The organism is Pedobacter sp. SL55, assembly GCF_026625705.1.
In the GTDB taxonomy this organism is placed as follows: domain Bacteria; phylum Bacteroidota; class Bacteroidia; order Sphingobacteriales; family Sphingobacteriaceae; genus Pedobacter.
Map to the genome: position 1 here is coordinate 858,520 of NZ_CP113059.1, position 25,104 is coordinate 883,623.

Below are 25,104 nucleotides of genomic sequence, written 5' to 3' on the forward strand. Positions count from 1 at the left end.
GCATTAGTTATTTTGCTTCGCTTAAACGCTTCAATTTCCGCTTTACTACAAATGCATAAAAAATACGTTTAAACCATTGACCATTGGTTTTAGCAGATAGTCGTTGCCGTCAAAACTACTTGCTAAAGATGGTGGCAGCAAATCATACACAGATACGTCCAGTATAGCTGCTACTTTATACAAGTGAATGGCTTTTACTTCAGTTTCTCCACGTTCTATCTTTGAATAAGCAGCTTGCGACATGTCCATACTATAAGCTACGGCATACTGCGAAATCTTCTTGCTTTCTCTTATCGCTCTAATATTTTCTCCTATACTTTTCATATCTCCAAATTTGCTAAGCACAACATAAATCTTTTATGCAACAACCGCAAGTTATTTAAAACAACTACAGGTTTTTGCCCTGACTTTACGCTATTGCAATTTTTGTTCAAGCACTAATTGTGGTGCGAAATCAATTAAAAGCAATTAAAAATGAAAAACCTAAGCAAAGAAGAAATGATGGAGATTAACGGAGGCGCTGTAGACAAAAAGAAGGAACGAAGTGGATATAGCGGGGCATTTGACATGCTAGGTAACGCTGTTACTGGCTTCGGAGGATGGATTTCTAGCTGGTTCAATTAAATTTGACCAACAAGTACCCTATTAATTCTTGAACTAGCTTTGGTCTAAGGATTATTGCCATCAAAAAACCAATTACATAAGCCAGCAAATGCAATTTGTGATTGGTTTTTTTACTATTTCTAAAAATAATGGTCACCAATGAAAAAACAATTAAACCCATAAAAGCAAATTCATAAGAATAATGCAAAAAGGGAAAAAGTAAATAGGTTTTTGGCGATACATCTAAAGGTAAATAAAGCATACAAAAGCCAGCACTACAAAACACAGCTCCAGAAAAGCCAACAGATGTAAATTCAATATTATTTTTTTGTTTAAAGCCCGTTATTAGGTTTGGCAAAATTACGCCAATAAGTACTACTAAAACACTAATGGTCACTATTACCGGAAAACTAAAATCATCTTCCATAATGATATATTCGATATCCCTATTTATCCTGTAAAAAACATAAATGTTAAATAATAGATGCCACCATTTTTGATGCACCAGAGAAGATGTAAAAACGGTATGCAAGCGTCGTCCCCTAAAAACCTCATAAGGATGATAAACCAAACGTTAATAATAGCGCTTGTTATAAAACCCCATTATGCTGCTTAAAATAACCAACAAGCAAATGGTATAAGTAAAGGGCATTTCTAAAAATGGCGGAAACATAGGTAGTGATTAGTAAAGCAAGCTAATAAATTTTTCCGAAACCATTATAATTAAAGACTATCACTGAAACGCAGATTTTTATCTAAAATGAAAATATAACCTGTGGTTGTTGTGCAGCTGTCTTCCGATACACACATTTGTAAAGTTACATTAACAAATAGTTATGCATATCATCAACGACAAGCAGTTGGAAACTTCCGCCATAATTTTCATCTATCAAACACGTGTGTTCAGCCAAATTATCTACATCACTACATTAGTGGCTATCGCAACGTTGCTTGTCTCGCTACCTTTTATCCATACCACTGTAAGTGTTAAAAGCGTAGGTATGATGCAAAGCAATATCGAAAAAATTGAACTATTTGCTCCTGTATCAGGAAAGATTACCAAACATAGCTTGGTTGACAACAGCAAAGCTTTAAAGGGAGAGCTATTGCTGAGTATAGATGAAAATTTACCAAGACAGCAAGAAGTTATTGCTAATCACCGAAAAATTGAGTTGACTAACTGGCTGTCGGATGCTAACAAAGCAATCAATCACATCAATGCGATGCAATGTAATTTAACTACTGGCCTTTATACAGCCAGTTGGCAGCAATTTAACGAACAAAGAGCAACGGCTCTAAGTGCCCAAAAACAAGCATTCAAAATATTCGATCGTTACCAAACGCTATATCAAAAAAAAGTAGTTACGCTTGCGGAGTATGAAGAACATAAGTTTAACCTTGAACAACGTACTTCGGAGCTAGAAATGGTGACCAAACGTTATAAAACACAATGGCAAACTGAGGCTAAGCAATATCGACAAGAACTTAGCGAACTTCATAACCATGAAGCCCAATTGAAGGAGCAAAAATCATTGTATCAACTTGTATCGCCTATTAATGGTTTCATTCAAAATCCAACAGGTTTACAAGTCGGATCTTTTGTACAGGCCAATCAAAAAATTTGCGAAATTTACCGGACAGCTCGCTCATTGCGTTTTGCTACGTCAAACCATCAGATATTGGCCTAATCAAAAAAGGTCAACGGGTTCGTTTCCAAATAGATGCTTTTAATTACAACCAATGGGGCATGCTTACAGGAAAAGTAATAGATATAGCCGAAGACATCACCCAGCAAAACCAAACTATGTACTTTAAGGTAAAATGCAAGCTAGACCAGCAATATCTACAGCTAAAAAACGGCTACAAAGGCAATATCAAAAAAGGAATGAGCCTCACCGCAAATTTTACCATTGCCAAACGCAGTTTGTTGCAATTACTTTACGACAGGGTAGACGACTGGATGAACCCATCTATCATTTCTAATAAAAGCTAACTATGCCAAAAAACGTTAAACAGCGAGATATTACCGATTGTGGCGCAGCATGCTTAGCTTCTGTTGCTGCACATTATCAGCTTAAAATGCCTATAGCTCGCATTAGGCAATATGCTAGCACCGATAAAAAAGGCACCAACGTATTAGGTATGATAGAAGCGAGCCAAAAGCTCGGGTTCGAAGCAAAGGGAGTAAAAGGCGCTTTAGATAGCTTAACTAAAATACCCCTACCTGCCATTGCCCATGTTATTGTTAAACAGCAATTACACCATTATGTAGTTATCTACAAAGCAGATCAAAAAGGAGTTCAAATAATGTATCCCGCAGATGGTAAAACCTATCGTAAAACCAAAGAAGATTTTACTAAAGAGTGGACAGGAGTATTGATATTGCTGCTAACCCACACCAAATTTTATAGAAAAAAATGAAAAAGTAGATGTTAAGATGAGATTTTGGCAATTGTTAAAACCTCACAAAAGTATAGTAATACAAGCCTTATTTGGCGCCATTATTTACACCATTTTAGGTTTAAGCACTTCTGTTTTTGTACAAAAAATAACCGACCACGTATTGGTAGATGGCAATCGTAACCTACTAAATCTCATGAGCATAGCCATGATATTATTGCTGCTACTGCAACTTTTTATAGGTACAACCAAAACTATTTTTACCATGCGTACGGGGCAACAAATAGATGCCCGTTTAATTTTAGGCTACTATAAATACCTCCTCAAGCTACCTCAGCAATTTTTTGATACCATGCGGGTGGGGGAAATTATTTCTAGGGTAAACGATGCCGTTAAAATACGAACCTTTATTAATGATGTTTCTATTAATCTGGCAGTAAACCTATTCATTGTAATTTTTGCCTTTGCATTAATGTTTACCTACTATTGGAAAATAGCCCTAATTATGCTCACGGTAATTCCGCTGTACTTGGTTATTTATGTAATTACCAATAGGCTCAATAAAAAGATACAGCGCAGGCTAATGGAGCAAAGTGCCGAACTGGAAGCACAATTGGTAGAAAGCTTAAATGCCTTGGGCACCATTAAGCGCTTTGGCCTAGAAGAACATACCAATTTTAAAACCGAAACACATTTCATTACCCTGCTACGCTCGGTGTATAAATCTGGTTTAAACTCTGTTTTCTCGGGTACGGCAACAGAGTTGATAGCCCGCCTGCTTACCATTGTATTGTTATGGGTAGGTGCTGGCTATGTTTTGGATAGCCAAATTACTCCAGGCGAATTGTTCTCTTTCTACACCTTAATAGGCTATTTTACAGGTCCAGCAGCTTCGTTAATTGGCGCCAATAAAGTAATACAGGATGCGGTGATCGCTGCAGACAGGCTTTTCGAAATTATGGATCTGCAAATTGAAAGCAACGCTGAAAAAATTGAGCTCACACCGCAGTTGATAGGCGATATCCGTTTCGAAAATGTGGCTTTTAGATACGGAACAAGAGTAAGCGTTTTCGAAAATCTGAACCTCGAAATTAAAGCAGGCAGCTTTACGGCCATTGTTGGCGAAAGCGGCTCGGGCAAAAGCACCTTAATGTCACTATTGCAAAACATTTATCCTATACAAAAAGGCAATATCCACATTGGTAAATACGCCATCAAACATATCAACAATAATTCGTTACGTAGCCTACTTAGCGTAGTGCCACAACAAATAGACTTATTTGCCGGCAACGTTACAGAAAATATTGCCATTGGCGATTATCAACCAAACCTACAGCGCATTATAGACATTTGCACACAGCTTGGCATTTTAGAATTTATAGAAAGCCTGCCCGAAGGCTTTAACACTTATTTGGGTGAAAACGGCACCTCGCTCTCTGGTGGCCAACGGCAGCGCATTGCTATTGCAAGGGCGCTGTACCGTAGCCCCGAAATACTCATTTTAGACGAAGCCACCTCTTCTCTTGATAGTGCAGCCGAACAATATGTGCAACGCACTATAGATTGGCTGGTACAACAGCAAAAAACCATTATTATTATAGCACATAGGCTAAGCACTATTAAAAATGCTGATGAAATTATTGTACTAGACAAGGGAGCAGTAATTGAAAAAGGTAAACACGAAGAATTACTGCAACAAAACGGACATTATAGCAGTTTATGGAAACAACAGTTCAGCTAGCAGTGGGTAGTCGACAGTTATCAGTAAAAATCGGGAACTTATCATCCTGAGGAACGAAGGATCTATTTGCGAATTTACCTTTAAGCCCCAAACCTTAAATCTTTGAAAATGAAACTATTCGAATACATAGAACGCATTAATTTACTGCATAAATTAATTAGCGAACGAAGAACGGGTTGCCCAGAAAAATTGGCGAAGCGGTTGGGCATTTCGAAGGGCAGAGTATATCAATTAGTAGAAGAACTGCGCATGAAAAATGTTCCCATAACCTATTCTCGCAAATTAGAAACTTATTATTATACCAACGAATACGAAATAAACATATCCCTTTCGTTAAGACCACTTTCTAACGAAGAAATGGCTAATACCAACGCAGGTTGGAGGATAGACCATACTTATAAACTTTTTTGTTCGCTCTAATTTTTGTAGAGTGAGTAAAGCTAAATTAATGCTGTTGCAACAAAAGGCGTAAACCGAAAAGCCTTGAAAGAGTAGGTATTAATTCAAATTTATTTTTAATATGAAAACATTAGATTTAAAAAACTTTGGTGTGCAGGAGATGGATGCTAGAGAGACAGTAAATGTTGATGGTGGATACATTATACTTGGTCCCATGAACTTATTTAAGGCAATAAGAGAAGGAGTAGGTACAGTAGCTGGCTGGACAGCCGATGCTCTTCACGGAGCAATAGATGGTTTTAAAGAAGGAGCAAAATAATTTATATTAAGATGAAAAACAATTTATTAAACAAAGTGGACACATCGTTGAAGATTTTATCTAGCGATGAAATGCAAAATATAAACGGTGGTGCAGAACAACCAAAAAGCATTTTTTATTGGGCAGGTTATTATGTCGGTAAGTTTGTCGGATTAGCTTCTTATGCAGGCGTGGGTCTTGCAGGGTCAAATTAAACCCACACATTTTCTTATTTCCTTGAGATGTGATATTAGTTCGCATCTCAATGATTCTCATTTCAATTGCATTGATCAATTTAAATAATAATTTTCGAACTGCAGGTTTTTTTCTCCTTTGCTTGATTCTGCTTTTAATCAACAGTACAATATTTAGTACAATTGAATATTTCTACTTTTCAAATTTGCCTCAAAATCCTGTACAAGAAGAGGGTATGGTAATTAGGATAATTACTAGTATCGTCCTAGCCCCTATCATAGAAACTTATATATTTCAAACACTAGGTTATACTATTTTAAGTAAATTGAAAATCAAAAACATGTTTGCTCGCATTACATTATCTTCCTTTGTTTTTGCATTGAGCCACGCCTACAGTATACTTTACATTTGCATGGCATTTTTAATGTGTGTAGTGTTCAACTTTATGTATATTACCTATAAAGAAAACGGAAAAGCGTATGCGTTCACAACAGTTGCTATCCTACACGCAATTTATAATTTTCTTGCTTTATTCATATAAAGACTAATCACATCAAGATTGCAAATTTTAGAGCTTTAATTAATTTAAAAGAAATAATGAAAAAACGATATTTTTTTATTTTAGTCATTGTATTTAGCATAATCATTGCTTCAATATTAGGCTTAAGGCCTTTCTATTATATGGGTTATTCGTTAGGCTGGCTTGCTCGTATTATAGTGAACCTATTTAGTTAGGAGATCGTGCTAGCCATCTAGTTCGAGCAATTCTATCACAAGCATCTATCACTTTATGGAAGGCAACGTTCAAAAAAACTTTACGGCATCCAGACAAACGGTTTTTAACGATGCTTTCGACTTAGAAATCACTAAGCAGAACAACACTTACGTAGAAGGAAAATTCTCTGGAATTTTGGTAATTGGCTCCGGTTTAACCACACTACAAACGATAACCGTAGAAAATGGTTCCTTCAGTGCTCCAATAGGTAATGAGTAAATTTTGACATAAAAAAACCCCGAATTGCTTCGAGGTTTTTAATTTTATATTTGGTTGGTTTTGTACTTTATTAAGCTTCTGCCAATTCTTGCGTTAAAGCCTCATCTACCAATATACGTCCGCAGTGCTCGCAAACAATAACTTTTTTACGTTGACGGATATCTAACTGACGTTGAGGTGGAATTTTATTGAAACAACCTGAACAAGAATCTCTATCGATAGTTACTACCGCTAAACCATTAACTGCATTTTTTCTCAGTCTGTTATAAGCGAACAATAAACGATCTTCGATATTTTCCTGAGCTTTGTCTGCTTTTTTCAATAGCGCCTGCTCTTCTTTTTCTGTCTCACCAGTGATGGTTTCAAGCTCAGTTTTTTTAGCTTCCAAGTCACCTTTTCTCAAATCAAGGTTAGCTTGTGCTTTTTCAAAGATTTCAGTTTTGTTGTTAATCTCGAAACCAAATTCTTTAATTTTTTTCTCGCTTACCTGGATATCTAAATTTTGAATTTCGATTTCCTTGGTTAACGCATCGTATTCACGGTTATTTTTTACGTCTTTAAGTTGTGCATCATATTTTTTGATCAAAGTTTGAGCTTCTTTAATCATGTTTTTACGATTTACAATGGCATCTTCCGTATCATCCAACTCTGCTTTTATCTTTTGTATACGGGTTTCCAAACCAGCTACCTCATCTTCCAAATCGGCAACTTCAATTGGCAATTCACCCCTAATTTGGCGTATTTTATCAATTTTGGTATGTAAGTTTTGTAATTCGTATAAAGCCTTTAGCTTTTGCTCTACTGTTTGTTCCATTAAATGAAATAATTTATGGGGTTTGTGTTATGCTCCGTTAAACGGATTGCAAAGTTAGGAAATTTTTCTTGAATATTATCTATCAACAAATTAGATGTAAATTGTTCACTTTCAAAATGCCCGATATCAACGATCATAATTTTATCCTCGGCATCAAAAAATTCGTGGTATTTAAAATCGGCAGTAACAAAGGCATCAGCCCCTGCTGCAATGGCATTTTTTAACAAAAAGCTACCCGAACCGCCGCAAACGGCTACTTTTTTTATGTTTTTAGGGAGAATGCGGGTATGGCGCAATACCTTAGCCTGCATATTATCTTTTACCAAACGCAAAAAATCTTGGGCAACTAGGGCTTCAGGCAGTTGCCCTACCATACCCGAACCCACGCTTTGCAGCTTATTTTCTAAAGCATAAATATCATAGGCAACTTCTTCGTAAGGATGCTTTTTAAACAGTGCCGTTAAAATGTTACGCTCATCTTGCTTCTTAAAGATGACTTCTATACGGGTTTCGTCGGCATATTCTCGCACACCTGCTTTTCCTAAAACAGGGTTAGACTGCTCATTGCCTTTAAAAGTTCCTACGCCATTGGCGTTAAAACTGCAGTCGCTATAATTGCTGATGTTGCCTGCACCAGCATTAAACAAAGCGTTACGTAAGTTTTCTGCATCTTTCTGCTCGCAAAAGGTAACCAGTTTCTTAAGTATACCAGTTTTAGGCGCCAAGGTTTGTGTATTTACTACGCCTAAACGCTTACAAATTTCTGCATTTACGCCATTGTGTACACTATCTAAATTGGTATGGATGGCGTATAAGGCGATATTATTTTTGATAGCTTTTAAAACGGTACGCTCCACATAATTTTTGCCATTTAACTTTTTCAAGCCTTTAAATACGATGGGATGATGTGCAATAATGAGATTGCAGTTTTTTGCAATGGCTTCGTCTACAATTTGTTCCGTACAATCTAAAGATACCAACGCGGCACTAATTTCGTCATTGGGGTTACCTACAATTAAACCTGCATTATCATAATCTTCTTGATAGTTAAGCGGCGCCAAGGCTTCGAGGAAGTTGGTTATTTCGGATAGCTTCATGGAGTAAAAATAAGGTTATTTGGTTAACTAATCGTTGAAATTGGTTATTTGGTTAGTTATTATGCTCCTCTCTCTCCCCAAAAGAGAGAGAGGGGCAGGATGAAAGTAATTGCAAAATTTGATTTCATGTTTGAAAGTCTCCCCTTAGGGGAGATTTAGAGGGGCTAAAAAAAAATCCCGACGGTTTTACAACCATAGGGATTTGATATTTGTGCGTATTTGAATATTAAAAATTGGTCATTTTTACCATTTGCATACTTTCGAAAACCATGCGTTGATTGTGCTCAAAGGTTAACTGCTTATGATTGATTAAATCTACAATGGTACCAATAAAACATAAACCGCAGGTTAGCATATATAAAATACCCATACCAATTTGTCCAACTACGAAACGGTGTATACCTGCAAAACCAAGAAAGCCAATTAAACACATTAAAAGAATATCTGATGGATTTTTTCTCTTGCCTGCATAAATCATTAAGAAAGTACGCAGCTGTTGCTCATTTAAGCCTTGTGTTGCAGATTGTAAGTAAGAATATTCTTGAGGGCTAATTCCTGGCAATGACATAAAATTTTGATCGAACATGACTAAATCTCCTTATATTTTAAATATTTTTTTTGTTTGTTAATTAATTGTTTACCCAACTGATAAATGCGGTAAAGGATAATGAGCAGGGCCGGAACGCCAAACCAATGATGCCTAAAACTTGCATGAAAATCAGCATTAAAGATGGCCGTTATTGATCTACCCAAACCACATCCCGGACACCACTCGAAACCTAGATTTGCTAGCGGACATAAAGTGAAATGATGCTCGTGAGGATTAGCGGAGGCCAATAACGTTAGCGCCAAAACCCAAAAAACTATCTCTACATATTTTCCAACTTTACTCATCAAGTTTTCTTTGTTGTTTATTAATTAGTAACAATATTAGGGTTATTGTTACTTGTTTTAAAGCGTATTCGACCAACGGGAAATAAAAACCGACCAATGGGCAGTTTGCAGTTATCAGTATTTAATTATTAGGATGAAAATGATGGGATAATGCAATATTCTTAAAACGACATTACCTAACAAATATATTCTAGTACGGGCAAATAATTATTCGCCCCAACTACGTATCTTTGAATAGTGAACGTTAGAGATTTAATTAATAGATTTAAAACCGACCCCAGAGTTTTAGCCATTGCAAAATCGCTGAACAACAGTAAGAGCAAAACGCAAATTAAGGGATTGGTGGGTTCTTCTGATGCTGTAATTGCGCTTACCACCTACTTTTTGCAGCACAAACCACAACTTTTTGTACTACCCAATAGAGAAGAGGCTGCTTATTTTTCTTCAGACCTAGAAAGTATTTTAGGCAAAGAAATATTGCTGTTCCCATCTTCGTTTCGTAAGCCTTTTGAGTTTACACAGGTAGATACGGCAAACGTATTAGCCCGTGCCGAAGTGCTAAACGAACTAAACCACCAAAGCGAGTATGGCCAAATTGTAGTAACCTACCCCGAAGCTTTAGCAGAAAAGGTAATTGACCGTAGCGTATTAGAAAAAAACACCTTAGAAATTAACGTTGGTGCGAGCCTAGGTATCGATTTTATTAACGAATTTTTGTTCGAGTACGATTTTGAACGCTCTGAATTTGTTTACGAACCTGGTCAGTTTTCCATTCGTGGTGGTATTGTAGATATTTTTTCTTTCTCTCACGACTTGCCTTATCGTATTGAGTTTTTTGGCGACGAGGTAGAGAGCATTCGCACTTTTGAGATCGAGAGCCAACTTTCGGTAGATGACGTAAAAAACTTAACCATTGTACCCAACGTGCAGGCTAAATTCCTTACCGAAAACAACATTAGCCTGTTAGATTATATTGAAAAAGATACCCAGCTTTGGTTTAAAGATGTTGCTTTTACCTTAGATATCGTAAAATCTGGCTACAAAAAAGCCAACGAACTTTGGAAAGCATTATCCGCAGCTGAAAAGCAGGCCAATCCAAATTGGCTAGATCCAAAATTTGCTTTTACAGACGAAAAAATGCTAGGAGACTTGTTCCACGATTTTACATTAGTAGAGTTCGGCAAACAGTTTTTCTATCAAACTGATGATGTTATTAACTTTGATACGAAGCCACAACCATCATTTAATAAAGATTTCAACCTCTTAATCCACAATTTTAAGGAAAACGAAAAGCAGGGCATCAATAATTTTATATTTAGCAATTCGGCCAAACAAATAGAACGTTTGTATGCCATTTTAGATGATATTGATAAAACCGTAAAGTTTATCCCCATACACGTTCCATTACGCGAGGGATTTGTAGATGCTACTCAAAAAGTTGCTTTTTACACCGATCATCAAATTTTTGACCGTTTCTATAAATATCAACTCAAAAAAGGCTATCAGCGCAGCCAAGCCATTACCTTAAAAGAACTAAGAGATTTAAAACCTGGCGATTTTGTAACGCACATTGACCATGGTATTGGTAAATACGCAGGATTAGAAAAAGTAGAAACCAACGGCAAAATGCAGGAAATGATCCGTTTGGTTTATGCCGATAACGATTTGCTTTATGTAAACATCAACTCCCTAAATCGCATTGCGAAATACAGCGGCAAAGATGGCACACCGCCCAAAATGAACAAGCTTGGGACGGAAGCTTGGGACAAGCTAAAAAAAGCACTAAAAAAAGTTAAAGACATAGCCCGCGACTTGATTAAGCTTTATGCCATGCGTAAGGCGCAAGTGGGAACAGCTTTTGCTCCCGATAGCTATTTAGATACCGAGCTGGAAGCTTCTTTTATTTACGAAGACACGCCAGATCAAATGAAAGCCACTACCGACGTAAAACGTGACATGGAAGCGCCACATCCGATGGATCGCTTGGTTTGCGGCGATGTGGGCTTTGGTAAAACGGAAGTGGCCTTACGTGCAGCTTTTAAAGCAGTTGCCAATGGCAAACAAGTGGCAGTATTGGTTCCTACTACCATTTTGGCGCTACAACATTTCAAAACTTTTTCTTCTAGATTGAAGGATTTTCCTTGTACAGTAGATTACATCAATCGTTTTAAAACCAGCAAGCAAATCAAAGAAAGTTTAGAAAAATTGGCGCAAGGTAAAATCGATATCATCATCGGTACGCATCGCTTATTAAGCAAGGATGTGAAGTTTAAAGATTTAGGCTTAATGGTGATTGACGAAGAGCAGAAATTTGGAGTTGCAGCTAAAGAAAAATTACGTGCTTTGCGTGTAAGTATTGATACTTTAACACTAACAGCAACGCCAATTCCTCGAACTTTACATTTCTCTTTAATGGGCGCTAGGGATTTGTCGATCATTAACACACCTCCTCCAAACCGGCAACCAGTAACCACCGAGTTGCATGTATTTAACGATAAGCTTTTGCAAGAAGCAGTTCAGTTTGAATTAGACAGGGGTGGTCAGGTTTTCTTTGTGCATAACCGTGTACAAGACTTAAAACAATTAGCAGGGCTGATACAGGCCTTAGTGCCTAAAGCACGCATTGGCATTGCCCACGGACAGCTGGAAGGAGATGCTTTAGAGGATGTGATGCTGGACTTCATTAACGGAGAAACCGATGTTTTGGTAGCAACCACCATCATTGAAACTGGTTTGGATGTACCCAATGCCAACACCATTATCATTAACCATGCGCACATGTTTGGCTTAAGCGATTTACACCAAATGCGTGGCCGCGTAGGGCGCTCTAATAAAAAGGCTTTTTGTTATTTACTGAGTTTGCCTTTATCTACCCTAACCGATGAGGCCCGTAAACGTTTAAGCGCCATAGAAGAGTTTTCTGATTTAGGCAGCGGTTTCAACATCGCTATGCGTGATTTGGATATACGTGGTAGTGGAAACCTTTTAGGTGGCGAACAAAGTGGATTTATTGCCGAAATTGGCTTTGAAATGTACAATAAGATTTTGGATGAAGCCATACAGGAACTGAAAGATGATGAGTTTAAGGACTTGTTTAAAGACCAACCCGAACGCCCTTATGTGAGTTTTACGCAGGTAGATACCGATGTGGAAATGCACATTCCGGATAGCTATGTGACTAACATTACCGAGCGCTATAATTTATACACAGAGATTTCTAAGCTAGAAACCGAACAACAAATTACTGTTTTCGAAAAACGCATGAAAGACCGCTTTGGCCCAGTACCTCCACAAGTGTTAGCCATGCTCAAAGTAGTTCGCCTACAATGGATTGCTAAAAAATTGGGATTTGAAAAAGTAAGCTACAAGAAGAATGTACTGAGAGGTTATTTTGTGAGCGATAAGCAGTCAAAATTTTTCGATTCGGAAACGTTTAACCGTGTGCTGGCTTTTGCGCAGTTACACCCACGTTTGTGTAATTTAAAAGAGGTAAAAGATAGTTTGCGTATTTCTTTCGATAATATTGGGAATATAGACGAGGCGGTAGAAATGTTGGAAATGATATAACCCCCTAGCCCCCTAAAGGGGGAACTTATGGCTTATTACAAATAAACAGCCTGCATTAAAAATCCCCTTTAGGGGATTTAGGGGTTATATCTGTTGCCTCGCCTTTATCGCCAAATATCTATTTACCACATTAACGGTTAAATTTTGCGGAGCTGTAAGCAAGCTCAAAATTCCATGTTTAGTCAATTCTTTAACCATTAAACGTTTTTCGTAGGCAAATTTCTCGGCAATGGTTTTAATGTAAATACCTTCTACGTCTTTTGCATCATCGGTACTTAGGGTTCTTAACGTAGTATTCTCAAAAAAACGACCAATAACAAATGGTATTTGGCAATACGCTTTAAATAAGGCAACTGGCGTTCTAACGCCGACATGCTTTCGAAGTTGGTAAAGAAAACCACCAAACTACGTTGCTTTAGCGCCGAACGTAAACTCACAAAAAGCGCTTCCATATCGGTTTCGAGGTAGCCGGTTTTTTCTTTGTAGAGTACTTCCATTATCTTATTGAGCTGCATGGGCCTGCGGTCTGCCAGCACCACATTCTTAGTTTTTTCGGCAATGGTAATCAGCCCCGCTTTATCTTGCTTAATTAAAGCTACGCTTGATAAAATTAAACTGGCGTTGATGGCATAATCTAACAAACTCATCCCCTCAAAAGGCATTTTCATTGCCCTCGATTTATCTATCACACAATAGATATGCTGCGAACGCTCTTCGGTGTAGGTGTTTACCATCAAATCAGACCTGCGAGCAGTAGCTTTCCAGTTGATGGTTCTAAAATCATCGCCAGCTACGTAGTTTTTCACTTGGTCGAACTCCATGCTATGGCCAACCCTTCTGATTTTTTTAATGCCAACATCTATTAAGCGGTTAGAAATTGCCATTAGCTCATACTCTCTCAATTTCAGAAACGAGGGGTACACAGGCACCATTCCTGCACCAGCGATATTAAATCTTCTGCTTACTAAACCCAAAGGAGATTTCACAAATAACCGGGTAAAACCGAAATCGTATTCTCCACGTTTAGTTGGCCTTAAAAAGTAATTGATGATTTTTTGCTCCTGCGATTTCAGTGTAATGTTAAACCACAAATCACGTTTTTGAAACTGAAACGGAATTTCATCGATGATCCCCACTGAAACCTCGAAAGGATAAAAGTTCTCCAAATAGATTTTCAGTTCATTGTCGTCGCCATTGCTTAAACGTTCGGGCACATCTCTTCGTAGAAACACGGCTTTTTTAGACGAATGAAGAAGGTAAACATCTGTTAAAACCAACAAAACAAACACCCCAAAGGCGATGTACGGGATATCGCCTAAAATGGGTAAAAAAAAGGCAAAAAGAAACAAGGCCGAGCAAATGCCCAGAGCTATGAAAAGTCTGTTTTCGAGAAACAGGTTGGTATAGAATTTTCTAAATAGTTTTTTCATTTATTTCATTTTCCCGTCATTGCGAGGCACGAAGCAATCTTAAAGCGTGACTAAATAACTAACTTTAGTTGTCAGATTGCTTCGTGCCTCGCAATGACGAGAGAGCCTACCTCGGCACCTCTATTTTCTTAATAATTTGTGAAATAATATCCGAAGTTGTTAACCCTTCCATTTCTTTTTCTGGACTTAGCATCACTCTGTGCGCCAACACCGGCGTAGCTACTTTAATGATATCGTCTGGTGTTACGAAATCTCTACCTGCCATTGCTGCAATTGCCTTTGCACTATTCACTAAAGCTAAAGAAGCTCTTGGCGAGGCACCCAAATACAAAGCTTTGTTTTGGCGAGTTTCGTGAACAATTTGTGCGACATAGGCCAACAATTTTGGTTCTACAAATAACGCTTTTATGGTAGCCCTTAATGCTATAATTTGTGCGACATCTAATATTGGCTTAATTTCTTCTAATTGAAGTTGTGTATTTTGCTGGTGCTGCTGTGTTAAAATCTCTATCTCCTCTTCTAACGATGGATATTTAATTTCTACCTTGAACAGAAAACGATCCAATTGCGCTTCTGGCAAACGGTAAGTTCCCTCTTGCTCTATCGGATTTTGTGTAGCCAACACCATAAAAGGCTCTTCTAATTTGTAAGTGGCTCCATCTACAGTAACCTGGCGTTCTTCCATGGCTTCGAACAAAGCAGATTGTGTTTTTGCTGGTGCTCGGTTAATTTCATCTACCAAGATGATGTTACCAAATATTGGCCCTTGCCTAAACTGAAATTCCGCAGTTTTAGGACTAAAAACTGCGGCACCTAACACATCAGAAGGCATTAAATCTGGCGTAAATTGTATTCGTGAAAACGTGGCTGCAATGCTTTTGGCAACTAATTTTGCACTTAACGTTTTAGCTACGCCAGGCACTCCTTCTAACAATAGGTGCCCATTGGCTAGCAGGCCAGCAATCAATAAATCAATGGTTGCCGTTTGGCCTACAATTATTTTACTTAATTGCTGCCTAATTTGCTCTACCGCTTGGTTAAGCTCACTTAAATCGGTACGCTGGTTAAACATTTCTTGTTCCATGTTTATAATTTCTTTTCGTTTTTGTTTAGGCTATTTGCCGTCATCTCGACAATAGGAGAGATCTTTTCTTGAGCTAGATTTCTCCCTTCATTGTATTTCGGTGCGAAATGACGATTAAACCATTACCTATCTAGTTTATAAAATTGCTCTATTAGTTTATTGAAATCAATCAAATATTGATCATCGATTTTTGCTTGTTCATCCAACCTGTTAAATGAATTAATGTATCCTACCAACTGCTCAATTAGTGCGGCATCAATTCCTGTAATTTTTACTAAGGTTTCTTTAAATTCCTGATCTAAATCAGTAGTTTTTAAGCGATACTTATTTCTTACATACTCCAAAAAATAATTGATTTTCTTTTCGATGATATCATGATGGTTACGCTGCTGATAATATACCCTCCCAATAGTTTGGGCAAATTCTACCAAACTGTTTGTTAACGGATCTAACAGAGGAATAATGCGTTGTCTGCGTTTCATTTCGTACAGCACAAAAATCAACAAGCCAAGCAAGGCCAAATAATATGCCCAACGCAATTCATCGTATCCAAATAAAACCCTAAACACCGATTGTTCATCTGCCGCTGGTCGCATATAATGCTCATCCCAAATAATGGCTTTAGCTGGTGGCAAGTAAGAAAGCAGCTTTGCTACATAATCTGCGCCATTTTCGTTTAGCAAGCTATAGTTGGTAAATAATTGCGGGTTTGGACAAAGCAACAAGCTGCCCTTACCAAAACGATATTGGATTAGATTTGGCTTAACATCATATTTCCTCCCCAAAACTAATGCCTTGGCCGTATCTAAACCACTAAAGTATTGAGCAGCAATTCCTTTTTCGAAATAATAATCCATCTCCCGTTTTAGATGCGGAGATGTGAAGTTGATAGGATATTTTGTTTTATTCTGAAAATCGAAATCTGATCCTAGTGTTATTTTTAGCGAATCTGCCAATGCACCATCCATTTGAAAAGCGGCAATAAAAATGTGGTTGCCTGCTTCCATATATTTACGCATGGCAGCAAAGTCAAGATTTTCTACATTTAGGGTTGATGCAATGATAAAATAGTTTGAACTTCCCTTTGGAGATGTTTTAAGCGTATTATAAATATCGGTTTTGTAGACTTTTTGCTCTGCTTTGGGAAAAACATCTTGAACGTGCTGGCGTAAAATATACGTACCAAAGGGATTTTTATCCTCGGGCAAATAAGTGGGGCTCCAATTTATTTCTGCAGGCTTGGTGTACTGCGCAACAATATAAAGCACCAATAGCAAGCCGCCAAAAATAAAATATCTTCTCAATCCGCTCATCTTAATAAGGTATTAAATTGCTGAAAGGACTGCTGTATTTGACCAAATGCCAACTTATCTATCTGGAAATCGCCGTACCAAATGTATTCGAACTGGTAAGTTAGGCTGGCAAATGTATCTTGCCCGTTTTGGCCCTGCATCTCTTTCACATATTCTAAATTGGTTTTATTGGGCAGCCAATCTATAATTTCTCTATCACTTAAATGTTTTAAGGTTTGCAAGTACAGCAGGCGAACGGCCAATCGGTAATTTCCATTTTGTAGGGTGTTGGCAATCTCGTCTTCAAAACTAATCTCGTGGATGTTTTCTAAATGCTCGTCATACGGTACATCTACCGTTTTAGATCTACCCGTAAACCATTTAAAATTTACCCCAACAAGTTTAAAAACAGCAAAAATAATAAGACCAATGCAAATGCCTATGGTTACATACTTTAATACTTTAGGCCAAATAGAAGGCCCCGAAGTTGTTTCTCTTTCTCCAAACAACCTATCGATCCATTTCCAAAAAGCTCGCCACAACCTATCCCACCAGCTTAGGTTTTTAGGTTCTTCATCGCCATATTGAAATTCTTTTTGCGATTTATATTTTTGGATAGTTTCGTTATCAAATTGTTTAACTTGAGTTTTGCTACTATCAAGTTTTAGCGCCACCGAATCTTTAGGTTTGCTTAGCATTGGCTTAGCCACTTGCCGAGCCTGCAAATCAATAGCAAAAAGCAATAAAACAACTAAGAGCAGTATCCGCATATTAATAATCTTCGTCTGGATGTACTACTGGGGCTTGTGTATTTCCAAATCCTTCAATTCTTTCCATTAAACCTTGGCTTTCTTTTCTTTCGGCCAAGCTAAAATAAATAAATGCAATGGCTACCAATGGAATAATAGCAAATACTTGAGCGATATAAATAGAGATTGAAGTAAGTACATGATAGCCCTTTAGCAGCTGCAGATCTGTACCAGAAAAGGTACTGACCATCATGAGTATATACGAAGGCGCATACACCACAGACATGCAAACCGCGGTAATGATGCCTATTACCAACAAAGTAGCAAAAGTTAACCACCAGTTTTGTTTAACCAAAGCAAATGACCTACTAAAAGCATTCCCAAAATCAGCATTTTCTAAAACCATTACGGCAAAAAAGATAGAAAATGCTGGGGTAACATAAATTCCGGGAATAAGGCATAGCATGGTGCAGATAATCCAAAGGATATAGATTAAAAAACCGCTCCAAAATACCCTAAAAAAATAATATTTAAAGTAGCTCCATACTTCTTCTAATGTTGGCGCTACATTACCTTTAGCAATGTATAAACTTATAAAACTAAGGATAGACACAACCATGGCTGTGTAGTTAAGGATGGAGAACAACATGGTAAACCAATAACGCCAACCAAACACACTACTAAGCACGCTACCACCATAAGCATAACCACTACTCGAATCTAAAATATGCCACTGCATAAAAACACTAGAAAGTACGCCTCCTAAAATAAACACGCCACAAAGTGAGAAAAACGTTTTAAGCAGCGCTTTAATATTCTGTTTAATGAAGAGTAGCGTTCCAGAAATTACGCCTTCAAAATCTCTAATTTGTTTAAATTGTATATTTTCTTTCATGATAATTTTTCTTGAGCCGAGGTTTTTCTAAATAACTGATACGGGTAAATCACTACATACCAAACCATAAACGTTAGCGATGATGCTAATATAAAAATGCTTAACCAAATGGGCATGCCAGTATGCCTAGTTAAAAAGCCTTCTACAAATGCAGCCAATAAAATAATGGGGATAATGCCTATGGCTATTTTAGTGGCATCTTTTCCACTACGTTTAAAAGCCTGTAAACGGGTATAGGTTTTAGGGAAAAGTAGTCCGTGCCCCAATACCAAGCCTGCACCACCCACAACCACAATAGAAAGAATTTCTAAAGTTCCGTGGATCCATATAACTAGGATAGACTTGGCACCCAAGCCTTTGCTAAAGAAGTAATACTCGAAAGCTCCCAGCATAATGCCATTGCGCACTAGGTAAAAAACAGGGCCTATAGAGAACAAAACCCCACTAACGAACATCACAAAAGAAACCCAGGTGTTGTTGGCCGCAATTTTAAAAAACATGGCAAATTCACTCTCGCTTTTGTATACCCCAAACGGATCGCCTTTGGCAATATTTTCGTTGGTCATGTTTACATAGCGGTCGCCCAAAATTAAGCGAACAAAACGATCGTCGTACTTGGCAGACAACACACCAATACTTACCGCTAGCGCAAAGAAAATGAACGAGTAAAGAATTTGTTTGCGATAGGTATAAAACAGCATCGGCAGCTCATACTTCCAATAACTAAAAAACCGGCCTTTTTCTTCCTTTTTGTTTTTATAAATGGCCTGATGAAATACAGCAGCCAAACCATTAAGATATGCTGTAGTTTTAGACTTTGGGTAGAAAGTTTTTGCATAAGCCAAATCGTTAGTAATTTCTACAAAACGTTGGGCAAGCTCATCGGGACTGTCGGTTTTTAGCGTCTCGTAGTGCTTCCATTTTTCGGCATTTTGTTTTACAAAGAGCGCTTCTTTCATTTATTTGATGTATTGCGAGAGATATTTTCTGTTAAAATAAAACAAAAAATGTTAGCTACCATAAAAAACAACGTCAAGTTTTAAAAAATTTAGCTACAGATGCAAAGATTTTAATCAATACCATAAGTTGTGCTAAATCCTAATCAATATGGCAAATAAAACTTCCATTGATATACATGAGTGCAATAAGCAGAAATATTTTATCTATCATTTGTGCATCTGTGGCTAAAAAAATTATATTTGGTTAATGGAAACCATCAAAATTAACACTAGTCAACACGTAGAAATAGATTATCCCGTAGCTGGTTTGGGCGAGCGTGTAGCCGCCTATCTTATCGACTTCGCTATGTTCTTGGTCATTTATTTCTTTGCGCTTATTGCCTTCGCAATTACCGAATTAGAAAATCGCTTTAACAATAGTGCTACTGTAATTTTGATCATTGTATTTGGGATTTGCTATGTGTTTTACGATTTGCTTTGCGAAGTGGCATTTAACGGACAAAGCCTAGGCAAAAAGCTATTGAAAATAAAAGTAGTAAGCCTAGACGGCGGAAGAGCCAGTATTGGACAGTATTTTATACGTTGGGTTTTTAGAATAGCCGATTTTACGCTTACAGCCAATCTATTGGGTTTCATTAGCGTTGCCGTTTCCGAAAAAAAACAGCGCATTGGCGATATTGTTGCCGGCACTACGTTGATTAGAACCGTTCCTGCTACTAAAATTGAACATATCGCTTTTCATCCGGTAGAAGACGAAGACTACACACCTATTTTCGACAATGCGATGATGCTGAGCGACCATGACATTGAACTTATTCACGAGGTGGTGCGCACCTATTACACCACCTATAACACACAGCTCATCTATCAAATGGCTGCAAAAGTTTCAGCACATTTGGGCGTAAATATCCCAGAGGGGATGAATGAAATGCAGTTCTTAAAAACCGTTTCTTCAGATTATATTTATTTAACTTCTAGGGCGGTTTAACGTTTCTCTATGATTTTTTCCGCAATTAGTTTAGTCCATTCTGCGTACATCTTACCAGAAGGATGTAAACCATCGCCTGCAATAAGGTTTGGTTTTTTAACCGCTTGGCGAGAGATTGGTGTGATATCTACGTAAGTCACATGGCTAGCTTCGGTTTCCTGCCTGTTAATTTCATTAAAAGCATCAATCTCTTTACTTATCGTTTTTAAGTCTCTACCACTGTTTTTTGCAAATTCTGTAACGCCCCAATCGGGAATAGAAATTACATAAACTTTATTTTTATCTCCGCCAGCAAAGCTGATGGCAGTTGCTAAAAGCTCGGTAAATTCTTTGCGGTAGGTGTCTTGCGAATAGCCGCGGTACTGGTTGTTTACACCAATGAGCAAAGTAACTAAGTCAAAGGTTTCTGTGATTTGCTCTTGCTGTATGGCGTGACGCAGTTCATCGGTTGTCCAACCAGTTTTGGCAATTACCTTGGGGTTTTCGAATTGAATAGCTTTAGCTTTTAGGAGCTCAACCAGCTGGTACGGAAAAGATTCTGATGGTTCAACAGCCTCGCCAATGGTGTACGAATCGCCTAATGCTAAGTAAGAAAGTGGTTTTGCCATAGTAAAAACTTTAATGAATGTGCTGAAACAGCATTTTGTAAAGATAGCTTACCACCATTACAAAACCTGTAAAAAAATACATTACCTTAAGCCATTTCGCATTTTGATCAAATTTGAATAGCCAAGTGCCAACTCCGGCAATAAAACTCAACAGAAACGGAACCGTTGGCGGGTACAACTGAAAGCTATGCACAAAATCTCCATTGAACAAAGCCAATACCGAACGTTGAAAGCCACAGCCGGGACAATCGAAACCAAACAAATATTTGAATGGACAGGGCAACAAAAAAATATCCGCTCTACTTAAAATTAGCAAAGCGGATATTTTTTGAATATGTAAAACCAGCACCTATTAAAACTGATTTGGGTTTTGCTGATTAAATGGGTCGTTTGGATTACCGAAGCCGTTGCCGAAACGACCTTGTTGCGCTTCTGCTGCAGATGGCCCCAAATATTTTGCACTGCCAAAGCCTAAAATTGGCCAAAAGATAAATGAAAGTAATATTAGCCCAACGGTAAACCCTTCATCTTTGCCAAAGCTTTTGCTGATTAGATTAGTTAGCCAAATGCCAAACACAAAATTAACGCATGGAATTAAGCACCATAATAACCAGATATCAGGTTTTCCTACAATTTTAATCATAATGTAAGTGCTATAAATGGGTATAAGACAAGCCCAGCCAGGCTGACCCGCTTTTTCAAATGTCTTCCACATACTAGCAATCATTAGGATAAAGAAGCCAAAAAAGAAGATAAAGAAGCCGATACCAAGTCCTGCCAAGATACCTGCACCTTCAGAAGAGTAATCAGATGAATAGTCCATAATTTGTTTTAGTTTAAAATTTTAATTCTTTAAGTAAAGATAAAATTAAAGCCTAAAAATCAAAACCTTAGCTGTAAATTTTTCTTAGCACTTTTAAGATTGTCTTATTCTATAACTTCGATGGTGGCTTTTGCTAGTATGTCTGAAAAACCAAGTTTTTTCATGTCACCATCTTGTGGCTTTCTGCCTGCACGTTTTTGATACCATTTTTCACCTAGTGATTTGCTATAAGTTAGTCCATATTTAGAATCTATTTGGTAAGCGATCTCTGGTCCATAGTAAGTAAAAATGGTAGATTTATCTTGATATGGTTTTCCATCTTTATCAAATCGTACCAAAGGCCTACTTTTCATCTCATAGTTCTCATTAGCGATCCATTCAATTGCTACCCAAATTCCTTTTTCAGGAACCTCAAGATGATATTGCGAAACATCAAAAGCATTCCAGTTATTTTTTTGATAAGCAAAAAGTTCTAAGCTCTTGCTTAGCAAATCTTTGCCAGGTTGGCCACTCAAATTTTCGTAAATACGCACCCTAAATGGGGCTTTGTAGGCTTCCTTTCCAATAAAAAAATGTACTTGTTTTAACTTTGCTGTTTTACCCTCTAAGCCTTTCATCAAAACAGCGTGCTGAAAGCCGCCCTTTTTCAGCATTTGATTAAAATAAGCCAAATTTCTCCCTGTTTTTTCTAAAACTCCAACCTCCTTCAAAATAGACTTTCCTTTTCTGATGATAACTTCTTCTAAGGCTATAATTGAAGTTTTAAGCTCGACCAACAGCTCGTTTGAAGATTGAATGTCAGTTAAATATTTATCATGATACCCAACACAAGAAATTTTTATCGTATCCGATGATTTCCCTTGTGGGAGTTCAAGAATAAACAATCCATCTTGGTTGCTCTGCGTACCCATTTTGTACTTAAAGCTTTCTATGTTTACATAGGGAATTGGTTGTTTGGTTACGGCATCAACAACCTTTCCTTCAATTTTAATTTGAGCGAAGACACAAAGAGGAAGTAAAAATAGGGTTAAAAGAATTTTCATTTACGTTAATAGATTATAACGCAAGATAATAATTTCAAGCGAAGCGATTTGCTCTTAGAGCTTATTTGGTTGTTAAATCAGCTCCATACCAAAAAGTTTTGCAATATGGCCTTTCAGCTTTGTTTTCACTTCCTCCATATCTAATGCTCTGCCAAGCTCCCGCTGCATAGAGGTTACATCTTTATCATCAATACCGCAAGGCACAATATTTTTGAAATAAGCTAAATCTACGTTTACATTAAATGCAAAGCCATGCATGGTTACCCACCTACTGCAACGTACACCCATAGCACAAATTTTACGGGCTTTTTCATTGTCTGCATCTAGCCATACGCCAGTAAAACCTTCGTAGCGACCAGCTTTGATCCCATAATCAGCCAAGGTAAGTATTACCGCTTCCTCTAAAGTTCGTAGGTAAAGATGAATATCGGTAAAGAAATTATCCAGATCTAAAATTGGATAGCCCACAATTTGCCCCGGTCCATGGTAAGTGATGTCGCCTCCGCGATTAATTTTATAGTAAGTAGCAGCTTTGTCTTTTAATCCCTGCTCATCTAACAATAAATTTTCTGGCTTACCGCTTTTACCCAAGGTATACACATGCGGATGCTCATTAAAAATCAAATAGTTAGGTATTTCCAGCTCAGTGTTCTCTGTCCTGTTCTTGGTTTTTAGCGCCACGGTTTCATTAAAAACAGCCTCCTGTTTATCCCAAGCTTCTTGATAATCAGTTAAACCCCAATCTATATATTTTACTTTTTTGTTCATTTTTTTAAGTCAGAAAAGTCCGCTGTCCGAAAGCCCGATGATATTACGTCTTATTTACTCATTCTGTCATTTACTCATCCAAAATTCATTCAATGCCTAGCCAATCACGTAGCCCAACATGTAACCGTCGTCAGTTTTAAAATAATTTACTTCGAGTTCTCTAGTACCTTCGGGCAATGCTACTGCAGCCATTAGGTCGCCTTCATCTCTAAGTTTAAATGGTTTGATATGGATATCTCTTTTAAATTCCAGCTCTTTTTTGCCGTGCCATTTGTAAATAGCCTCTTTGGCACACCAACAAACGTACAAACCATTAATGTTATCGCCAATTTGCTTTTGCGAAAGCTCAACATCCGAAAGGAATTTATGCCTTACCAACTTGATTTTATGTTTGATCATTTCCATATCCAATCCCACTTTTTTTTGGGCGTTGCGGCTAATCATTACAGCGGCATAGTCATAAGAGTGGCTTAGCGAGATATGGTAATCGTAATTAACCAAATAGGGCTTGCCATGATCATCCATTTTACAATCAATATATTCTTTGGTATTGAGCATGGTTCTTAGCAGCAAACGTGTACTTAACCATTGCAAAGCCCGTTTTTCGCTTTTAAAAGAGGCAATAACGTCTAACTCATGTTGCCTAAGTTGCAAGCCTGCCATTAAGCTTTCGTGGCTTTCCTCTATTTTCCACACCGCAAGTTCGGTATGTTCATCAATTTTTAAATCAAAAACTACAGGCATCCTCTATTTAGAAAATCAATACAAAAGTAAGGAAATTTTAGCACAGCGTATTAAACAATAAATCTCAACCTATACAAATACTTGCTGCCTTAAATTAAACAACCAAACGCTATCAACTCGCCCTTTGCCCTTTGCTTATTTTGTCCTAATTTAGTCCAAAAAATTTAAAAATGATATTATCGGACAAACGGATACTTGAGGAAATTGACAAAGGCACCATCATTATAGAACCTTTTAAGCCAGAATGTTTAGGCACCAACTCTTACGATGTGCATTTGGGCAAGTATTTGGCTACTTATAAAGACCGAGTGTTAGACGCCAAAAGCCACAACAAGATAGAACATTTCGAAATTCCGAAAGAAGGTTTTGTTTTGCAGCCGGGCACTTTGTACCTAGGTGTAACCGTAGAGTATACCGAAACCCATGGCCATGTGCCTTTTTTAGAGGGAAAAAGCAGTACAGGACGTTTAGGTATTGATATTCATGCCACTGCAGGTAAAGGCGATGTAGGTTTTTGCAACACTTGGACTTTGGAAATTTCTTGCGTACAGCCGGTAAAAATTTATGCAGGCATGCCCATTGGGCAACTTATTTATTTTGTGGTAGAAGGTAATATTGATAAAATGTACAACACCAAAGATAACGCCAAATACAATAACAAAACCACTCGCCCAGTAGAAAGTATGATGTGGAAAAACAATTTTTAAATGTTTTGAACC

General features: G+C 37.6%; 30 protein-coding genes. 12 read left to right on the forward strand and 18 right to left on the reverse strand.

Annotated features, from left to right (window positions below; genetic code table 11):
- Nucleotides 1-45: 45 nt before the first annotated feature.
- Nucleotides 46-324, reverse strand: coding sequence for a helix-turn-helix domain-containing protein (locus tag OVA16_RS03750; RefSeq protein WP_267763589.1), 279 nt, complete (start codon nucleotides 322-324; stop codon nucleotides 46-48).
- A gap of 150 nt (nucleotides 325-474) precedes the next feature.
- Between OVA16_RS03750 and OVA16_RS03755 the strand changes: the two genes are divergently transcribed.
- On the forward strand, nucleotides 475-624 hold the full coding sequence (locus tag OVA16_RS03755) for a hypothetical protein (RefSeq protein ID WP_267763590.1): 150 nt from the start codon (nucleotides 475-477) through the stop codon (nucleotides 622-624).
- Here the strand turns inward: OVA16_RS03755 and OVA16_RS03760 are convergent.
- Nucleotides 617-1,174, reverse strand: a complete 558-nt coding sequence (locus tag OVA16_RS03760; protein WP_324288509.1) for a rhomboid family intramembrane serine protease — start codon at nucleotides 1,172-1,174, stop codon at nucleotides 617-619. The genes OVA16_RS03755 and OVA16_RS03760 overlap by 8 nt on opposite strands.
- A gap of 265 nt (nucleotides 1,175-1,439) precedes the next feature.
- Here OVA16_RS03760 and OVA16_RS03765 point away from each other — a divergent pair, with 265 nt between their 5' ends.
- The 8 genes from OVA16_RS03765 to OVA16_RS03800 all read left to right on the forward strand — a co-directional run bounded on the left by OVA16_RS03765 (nucleotide 1,440) and on the right by OVA16_RS03800 (nucleotide 6,630).
- A complete protein-coding gene (locus OVA16_RS03765) occupies nucleotides 1,440-2,291 on the forward strand; it encodes a hypothetical protein (protein WP_267763592.1) in 852 nt (283 codons plus the stop codon).
- Complete coding sequence (locus OVA16_RS03770) at nucleotides 2,225-2,596, forward strand: HlyD family efflux transporter periplasmic adaptor subunit (protein WP_267763593.1); 372 nt, start codon at nucleotides 2,225-2,227, stop codon at nucleotides 2,594-2,596. The genes OVA16_RS03765 and OVA16_RS03770 overlap by 67 nt, the downstream gene beginning before the upstream one ends.
- A gap of 2 nt (nucleotides 2,597-2,598) precedes the next feature.
- Entirely contained in the window at nucleotides 2,599-3,024 is a 426-nt protein-coding gene (locus tag OVA16_RS03775; protein WP_267763594.1) for a cysteine peptidase family C39 domain-containing protein, read from the forward strand.
- Nucleotides 3,025-3,040: 16 nt separating this feature from the next.
- A complete protein-coding gene (locus OVA16_RS03780) occupies nucleotides 3,041-4,744 on the forward strand; it encodes a peptidase domain-containing ABC transporter (protein ID WP_267763595.1) in 1,704 nt (567 codons plus the stop codon).
- Between the two features lie 108 nt (nucleotides 4,745-4,852).
- Nucleotides 4,853-5,164, forward strand: coding sequence for a hypothetical protein (locus OVA16_RS03785; protein ID WP_267763596.1), 312 nt, complete (start codon nucleotides 4,853-4,855; stop codon nucleotides 5,162-5,164).
- A 100-nt stretch (nucleotides 5,165-5,264) separates the two neighbouring features.
- Nucleotides 5,265-5,462 (forward strand): hypothetical protein, encoded by a 198-nt coding sequence (locus tag OVA16_RS03790; protein WP_267763597.1) that lies wholly within the window; start codon nucleotides 5,265-5,267, stop codon nucleotides 5,460-5,462.
- Nucleotides 5,463-5,473: 11 nt separating this feature from the next.
- A complete protein-coding gene (locus tag OVA16_RS03795) occupies nucleotides 5,474-5,656 on the forward strand; it encodes a hypothetical protein (protein WP_267763598.1) in 183 nt (60 codons plus the stop codon).
- A gap of 770 nt (nucleotides 5,657-6,426) precedes the next feature.
- Nucleotides 6,427-6,630, forward strand: a complete 204-nt coding sequence (locus tag OVA16_RS03800) for a hypothetical protein (RefSeq protein ID WP_267763599.1) — start codon at nucleotides 6,427-6,429, stop codon at nucleotides 6,628-6,630.
- A 70-nt stretch (nucleotides 6,631-6,700) separates the two neighbouring features.
- On the opposite strand, the gene OVA16_RS03805 is transcribed toward OVA16_RS03800, so the two are convergent.
- From OVA16_RS03805 to OVA16_RS03820, 4 genes are all read right to left on the reverse strand, one after another.
- On the reverse strand, nucleotides 6,701-7,444 hold the full coding sequence (locus OVA16_RS03805) for a zinc ribbon domain-containing protein (RefSeq protein ID WP_267763600.1): 744 nt from the start codon (nucleotides 7,442-7,444) through the stop codon (nucleotides 6,701-6,703).
- Nucleotides 7,444-8,541, reverse strand: coding sequence for a Nif3-like dinuclear metal center hexameric protein (locus tag OVA16_RS03810; RefSeq protein WP_267763601.1), 1,098 nt, complete (start codon nucleotides 8,539-8,541; stop codon nucleotides 7,444-7,446). Before OVA16_RS03810 ends, OVA16_RS03805 begins: the two co-directional genes overlap by 1 nt.
- Nucleotides 8,542-8,767: 226 nt before the next feature.
- Nucleotides 8,768-9,127, reverse strand: a complete 360-nt coding sequence (locus OVA16_RS03815; protein ID WP_267763602.1) for a TM2 domain-containing protein — start codon at nucleotides 9,125-9,127, stop codon at nucleotides 8,768-8,770.
- Nucleotides 9,128-9,129: 2 nt separating this feature from the next.
- On the reverse strand, nucleotides 9,130-9,435 hold the full coding sequence (locus tag OVA16_RS03820) for a DUF2752 domain-containing protein (protein ID WP_267763603.1): 306 nt from the start codon (nucleotides 9,433-9,435) through the stop codon (nucleotides 9,130-9,132).
- A 237-nt stretch (nucleotides 9,436-9,672) separates the two neighbouring features.
- On the opposite strand from OVA16_RS03820, the gene mfd reads away from it, so the two are divergent.
- Complete coding sequence (gene mfd / locus OVA16_RS03825; RefSeq protein ID WP_267763604.1) at nucleotides 9,673-13,002, forward strand: transcription-repair coupling factor; 3,330 nt, start codon at nucleotides 9,673-9,675, stop codon at nucleotides 13,000-13,002.
- Between the two features lie 284 nt (nucleotides 13,003-13,286).
- On the opposite strand, the gene OVA16_RS03830 is transcribed toward mfd, so the two are convergent.
- From OVA16_RS03830 to OVA16_RS03855, 6 genes are all read right to left on the reverse strand, one after another.
- The gene (locus tag OVA16_RS03830) at nucleotides 13,287-14,432 is read right to left on the reverse strand and encodes a DUF58 domain-containing protein (RefSeq protein WP_324288511.1); all 1,146 of its coding nucleotides are present in this window, start codon (nucleotides 14,430-14,432) and stop codon (nucleotides 13,287-13,289) included.
- A gap of 106 nt (nucleotides 14,433-14,538) precedes the next feature.
- Nucleotides 14,539-15,516, reverse strand: coding sequence for an AAA family ATPase (locus tag OVA16_RS03835; protein ID WP_267763605.1), 978 nt, complete (start codon nucleotides 15,514-15,516; stop codon nucleotides 14,539-14,541).
- Between the two features lie 122 nt (nucleotides 15,517-15,638).
- The gene (locus OVA16_RS03840; RefSeq protein ID WP_267763606.1) at nucleotides 15,639-16,829 is read right to left on the reverse strand and encodes a DUF4350 domain-containing protein; all 1,191 of its coding nucleotides are present in this window, start codon (nucleotides 16,827-16,829) and stop codon (nucleotides 15,639-15,641) included.
- Complete coding sequence (locus OVA16_RS03845; protein WP_267763608.1) at nucleotides 16,826-17,578, reverse strand: DUF4129 domain-containing protein; 753 nt, start codon at nucleotides 17,576-17,578, stop codon at nucleotides 16,826-16,828. Before OVA16_RS03845 ends, OVA16_RS03840 begins: the two co-directional genes overlap by 4 nt.
- A 1-nt stretch (nucleotide 17,579) precedes the next feature.
- Complete coding sequence (locus OVA16_RS03850; protein ID WP_267763609.1) at nucleotides 17,580-18,452, reverse strand: hypothetical protein; 873 nt, start codon at nucleotides 18,450-18,452, stop codon at nucleotides 17,580-17,582.
- Nucleotides 18,449-19,411: a stage II sporulation protein M gene (locus OVA16_RS03855; protein WP_267763610.1), complete on the reverse strand. Its 963-nt coding sequence runs from the start codon at nucleotides 19,409-19,411 to the stop codon at nucleotides 18,449-18,451. The genes OVA16_RS03850 and OVA16_RS03855 overlap by 4 nt, the downstream gene beginning before the upstream one ends.
- 247 nt (nucleotides 19,412-19,658) lie before the next feature.
- On the opposite strand from OVA16_RS03855, the gene OVA16_RS03860 reads away from it, so the two are divergent.
- Nucleotides 19,659-20,399, forward strand: coding sequence for an RDD family protein (locus tag OVA16_RS03860; RefSeq protein ID WP_267763611.1), 741 nt, complete (start codon nucleotides 19,659-19,661; stop codon nucleotides 20,397-20,399).
- On the opposite strand, the gene OVA16_RS03865 is transcribed toward OVA16_RS03860, so the two are convergent.
- The 6 genes from OVA16_RS03865 to OVA16_RS03890 form a co-directional block, all read right to left on the reverse strand.
- Nucleotides 20,396-21,007, reverse strand: coding sequence for an SGNH/GDSL hydrolase family protein (locus OVA16_RS03865; protein ID WP_267763612.1), 612 nt, complete (start codon nucleotides 21,005-21,007; stop codon nucleotides 20,396-20,398). The two genes, OVA16_RS03860 and OVA16_RS03865, sit on opposite strands and share 4 nt — an antisense overlap.
- Nucleotides 21,008-21,017: 10 nt before the next feature.
- The gene (locus OVA16_RS03870) at nucleotides 21,018-21,323 is read right to left on the reverse strand and encodes a DUF2752 domain-containing protein (protein ID WP_267763613.1); all 306 of its coding nucleotides are present in this window, start codon (nucleotides 21,321-21,323) and stop codon (nucleotides 21,018-21,020) included.
- 36 nt (nucleotides 21,324-21,359) lie between these two features.
- The gene (locus tag OVA16_RS03875) at nucleotides 21,360-21,830 is read right to left on the reverse strand and encodes a DUF5684 domain-containing protein (RefSeq protein ID WP_267763614.1); all 471 of its coding nucleotides are present in this window, start codon (nucleotides 21,828-21,830) and stop codon (nucleotides 21,360-21,362) included.
- A 104-nt stretch (nucleotides 21,831-21,934) separates the two neighbouring features.
- Nucleotides 21,935-22,873: a carboxypeptidase-like regulatory domain-containing protein gene (locus OVA16_RS03880; RefSeq protein WP_267763615.1), complete on the reverse strand. Its 939-nt coding sequence runs from the start codon at nucleotides 22,871-22,873 to the stop codon at nucleotides 21,935-21,937.
- Between the two features lie 72 nt (nucleotides 22,874-22,945).
- The gene (gene lipB / locus OVA16_RS03885; protein ID WP_267763616.1) at nucleotides 22,946-23,641 is read right to left on the reverse strand and encodes a lipoyl(octanoyl) transferase LipB; all 696 of its coding nucleotides are present in this window, start codon (nucleotides 23,639-23,641) and stop codon (nucleotides 22,946-22,948) included.
- Nucleotides 23,642-23,737: 96 nt separating this feature from the next.
- A complete protein-coding gene (locus OVA16_RS03890; RefSeq protein ID WP_267763617.1) occupies nucleotides 23,738-24,385 on the reverse strand; it encodes a 4'-phosphopantetheinyl transferase family protein in 648 nt (215 codons plus the stop codon).
- A 170-nt stretch (nucleotides 24,386-24,555) separates the two neighbouring features.
- Here OVA16_RS03890 and dcd point away from each other — a divergent pair, with 170 nt between their 5' ends.
- Nucleotides 24,556-25,092: a dCTP deaminase gene (gene dcd / locus OVA16_RS03895; protein WP_267763618.1), complete on the forward strand. Its 537-nt coding sequence runs from the start codon at nucleotides 24,556-24,558 to the stop codon at nucleotides 25,090-25,092.
- The last annotated feature ends 12 nt before the right edge of the window (nucleotides 25,093-25,104 follow it).

Coding starts and splice junctions, on each gene's coding strand:
- OVA16_RS03860 (WP_267763611.1), top strand. CDS start 19,659: ATGGAAACCATCAAAATTAACACTAGTCAACACGTAGAAATAGATTAT.
- OVA16_RS03865 (WP_267763612.1), bottom strand. CDS start 21,007: ATGGCAAAACCACTTTCTTACTTAGCATTAGGCGATTCGTACACCATT.
- OVA16_RS03810 (WP_267763601.1), bottom strand. CDS start 8,541: ATGAAGCTATCCGAAATAACCAACTTCCTCGAAGCCTTGGCGCCGCTT.
- dcd (WP_267763618.1), top strand. CDS start 24,556: ATGATATTATCGGACAAACGGATACTTGAGGAAATTGACAAAGGCACC.
- OVA16_RS03785 (WP_267763596.1), top strand. CDS start 4,853: ATGAAACTATTCGAATACATAGAACGCATTAATTTACTGCATAAATTA.
- OVA16_RS03775 (WP_267763594.1), top strand. CDS start 2,599: ATGCCAAAAAACGTTAAACAGCGAGATATTACCGATTGTGGCGCAGCA.
- OVA16_RS03815 (WP_267763602.1), bottom strand. CDS start 9,127: ATGTTCGATCAAAATTTTATGTCATTGCCAGGAATTAGCCCTCAAGAA.
- OVA16_RS03845 (WP_267763608.1), bottom strand. CDS start 17,578: ATGCGGATACTGCTCTTAGTTGTTTTATTGCTTTTTGCTATTGATTTG.
- OVA16_RS03890 (WP_267763617.1), bottom strand. CDS start 24,385: ATGCCTGTAGTTTTTGATTTAAAAATTGATGAACATACCGAACTTGCG.
- OVA16_RS03795 (WP_267763598.1), top strand. CDS start 5,474: ATGAAAAACAATTTATTAAACAAAGTGGACACATCGTTGAAGATTTTA.
- OVA16_RS03765 (WP_267763592.1), top strand. CDS start 1,440: ATGCATATCATCAACGACAAGCAGTTGGAAACTTCCGCCATAATTTTC.
- OVA16_RS03855 (WP_267763610.1), bottom strand. CDS start 19,411: ATGAAAGAAGCGCTCTTTGTAAAACAAAATGCCGAAAAATGGAAGCAC.
- OVA16_RS03835 (WP_267763605.1), bottom strand. CDS start 15,516: ATGGAACAAGAAATGTTTAACCAGCGTACCGATTTAAGTGAGCTTAAC.
- OVA16_RS03790 (WP_267763597.1), top strand. CDS start 5,265: ATGAAAACATTAGATTTAAAAAACTTTGGTGTGCAGGAGATGGATGCT.
- OVA16_RS03850 (WP_267763609.1), bottom strand. CDS start 18,452: ATGAAAGAAAATATACAATTTAAACAAATTAGAGATTTTGAAGGCGTA.
- OVA16_RS03800 (WP_267763599.1), top strand. CDS start 6,427: ATGGAAGGCAACGTTCAAAAAAACTTTACGGCATCCAGACAAACGGTT.
- lipB (WP_267763616.1), bottom strand. CDS start 23,641: ATGAACAAAAAAGTAAAATATATAGATTGGGGTTTAACTGATTATCAA.
- OVA16_RS03755 (WP_267763590.1), top strand. CDS start 475: ATGAAAAACCTAAGCAAAGAAGAAATGATGGAGATTAACGGAGGCGCT.
- OVA16_RS03880 (WP_267763615.1), bottom strand. CDS start 22,873: ATGAAAATTCTTTTAACCCTATTTTTACTTCCTCTTTGTGTCTTCGCT.
- OVA16_RS03820 (WP_267763603.1), bottom strand. CDS start 9,435: ATGAGTAAAGTTGGAAAATATGTAGAGATAGTTTTTTGGGTTTTGGCG.
- OVA16_RS03780 (WP_267763595.1), top strand. CDS start 3,041: ATGAGATTTTGGCAATTGTTAAAACCTCACAAAAGTATAGTAATACAA.
- OVA16_RS03805 (WP_267763600.1), bottom strand. CDS start 7,444: ATGGAACAAACAGTAGAGCAAAAGCTAAAGGCTTTATACGAATTACAA.
- OVA16_RS03875 (WP_267763614.1), bottom strand. CDS start 21,830: ATGGACTATTCATCTGATTACTCTTCTGAAGGTGCAGGTATCTTGGCA.
- OVA16_RS03830 (WP_324288511.1), bottom strand. CDS start 14,432: ATGAAAAAACTATTTAGAAAATTCTATACCAACCTGTTTCTCGAAAAC.
- OVA16_RS03840 (WP_267763606.1), bottom strand. CDS start 16,829: ATGAGCGGATTGAGAAGATATTTTATTTTTGGCGGCTTGCTATTGGTG.
- OVA16_RS03750 (WP_267763589.1), bottom strand. CDS start 324: ATGAAAAGTATAGGAGAAAATATTAGAGCGATAAGAGAAAGCAAGAAG.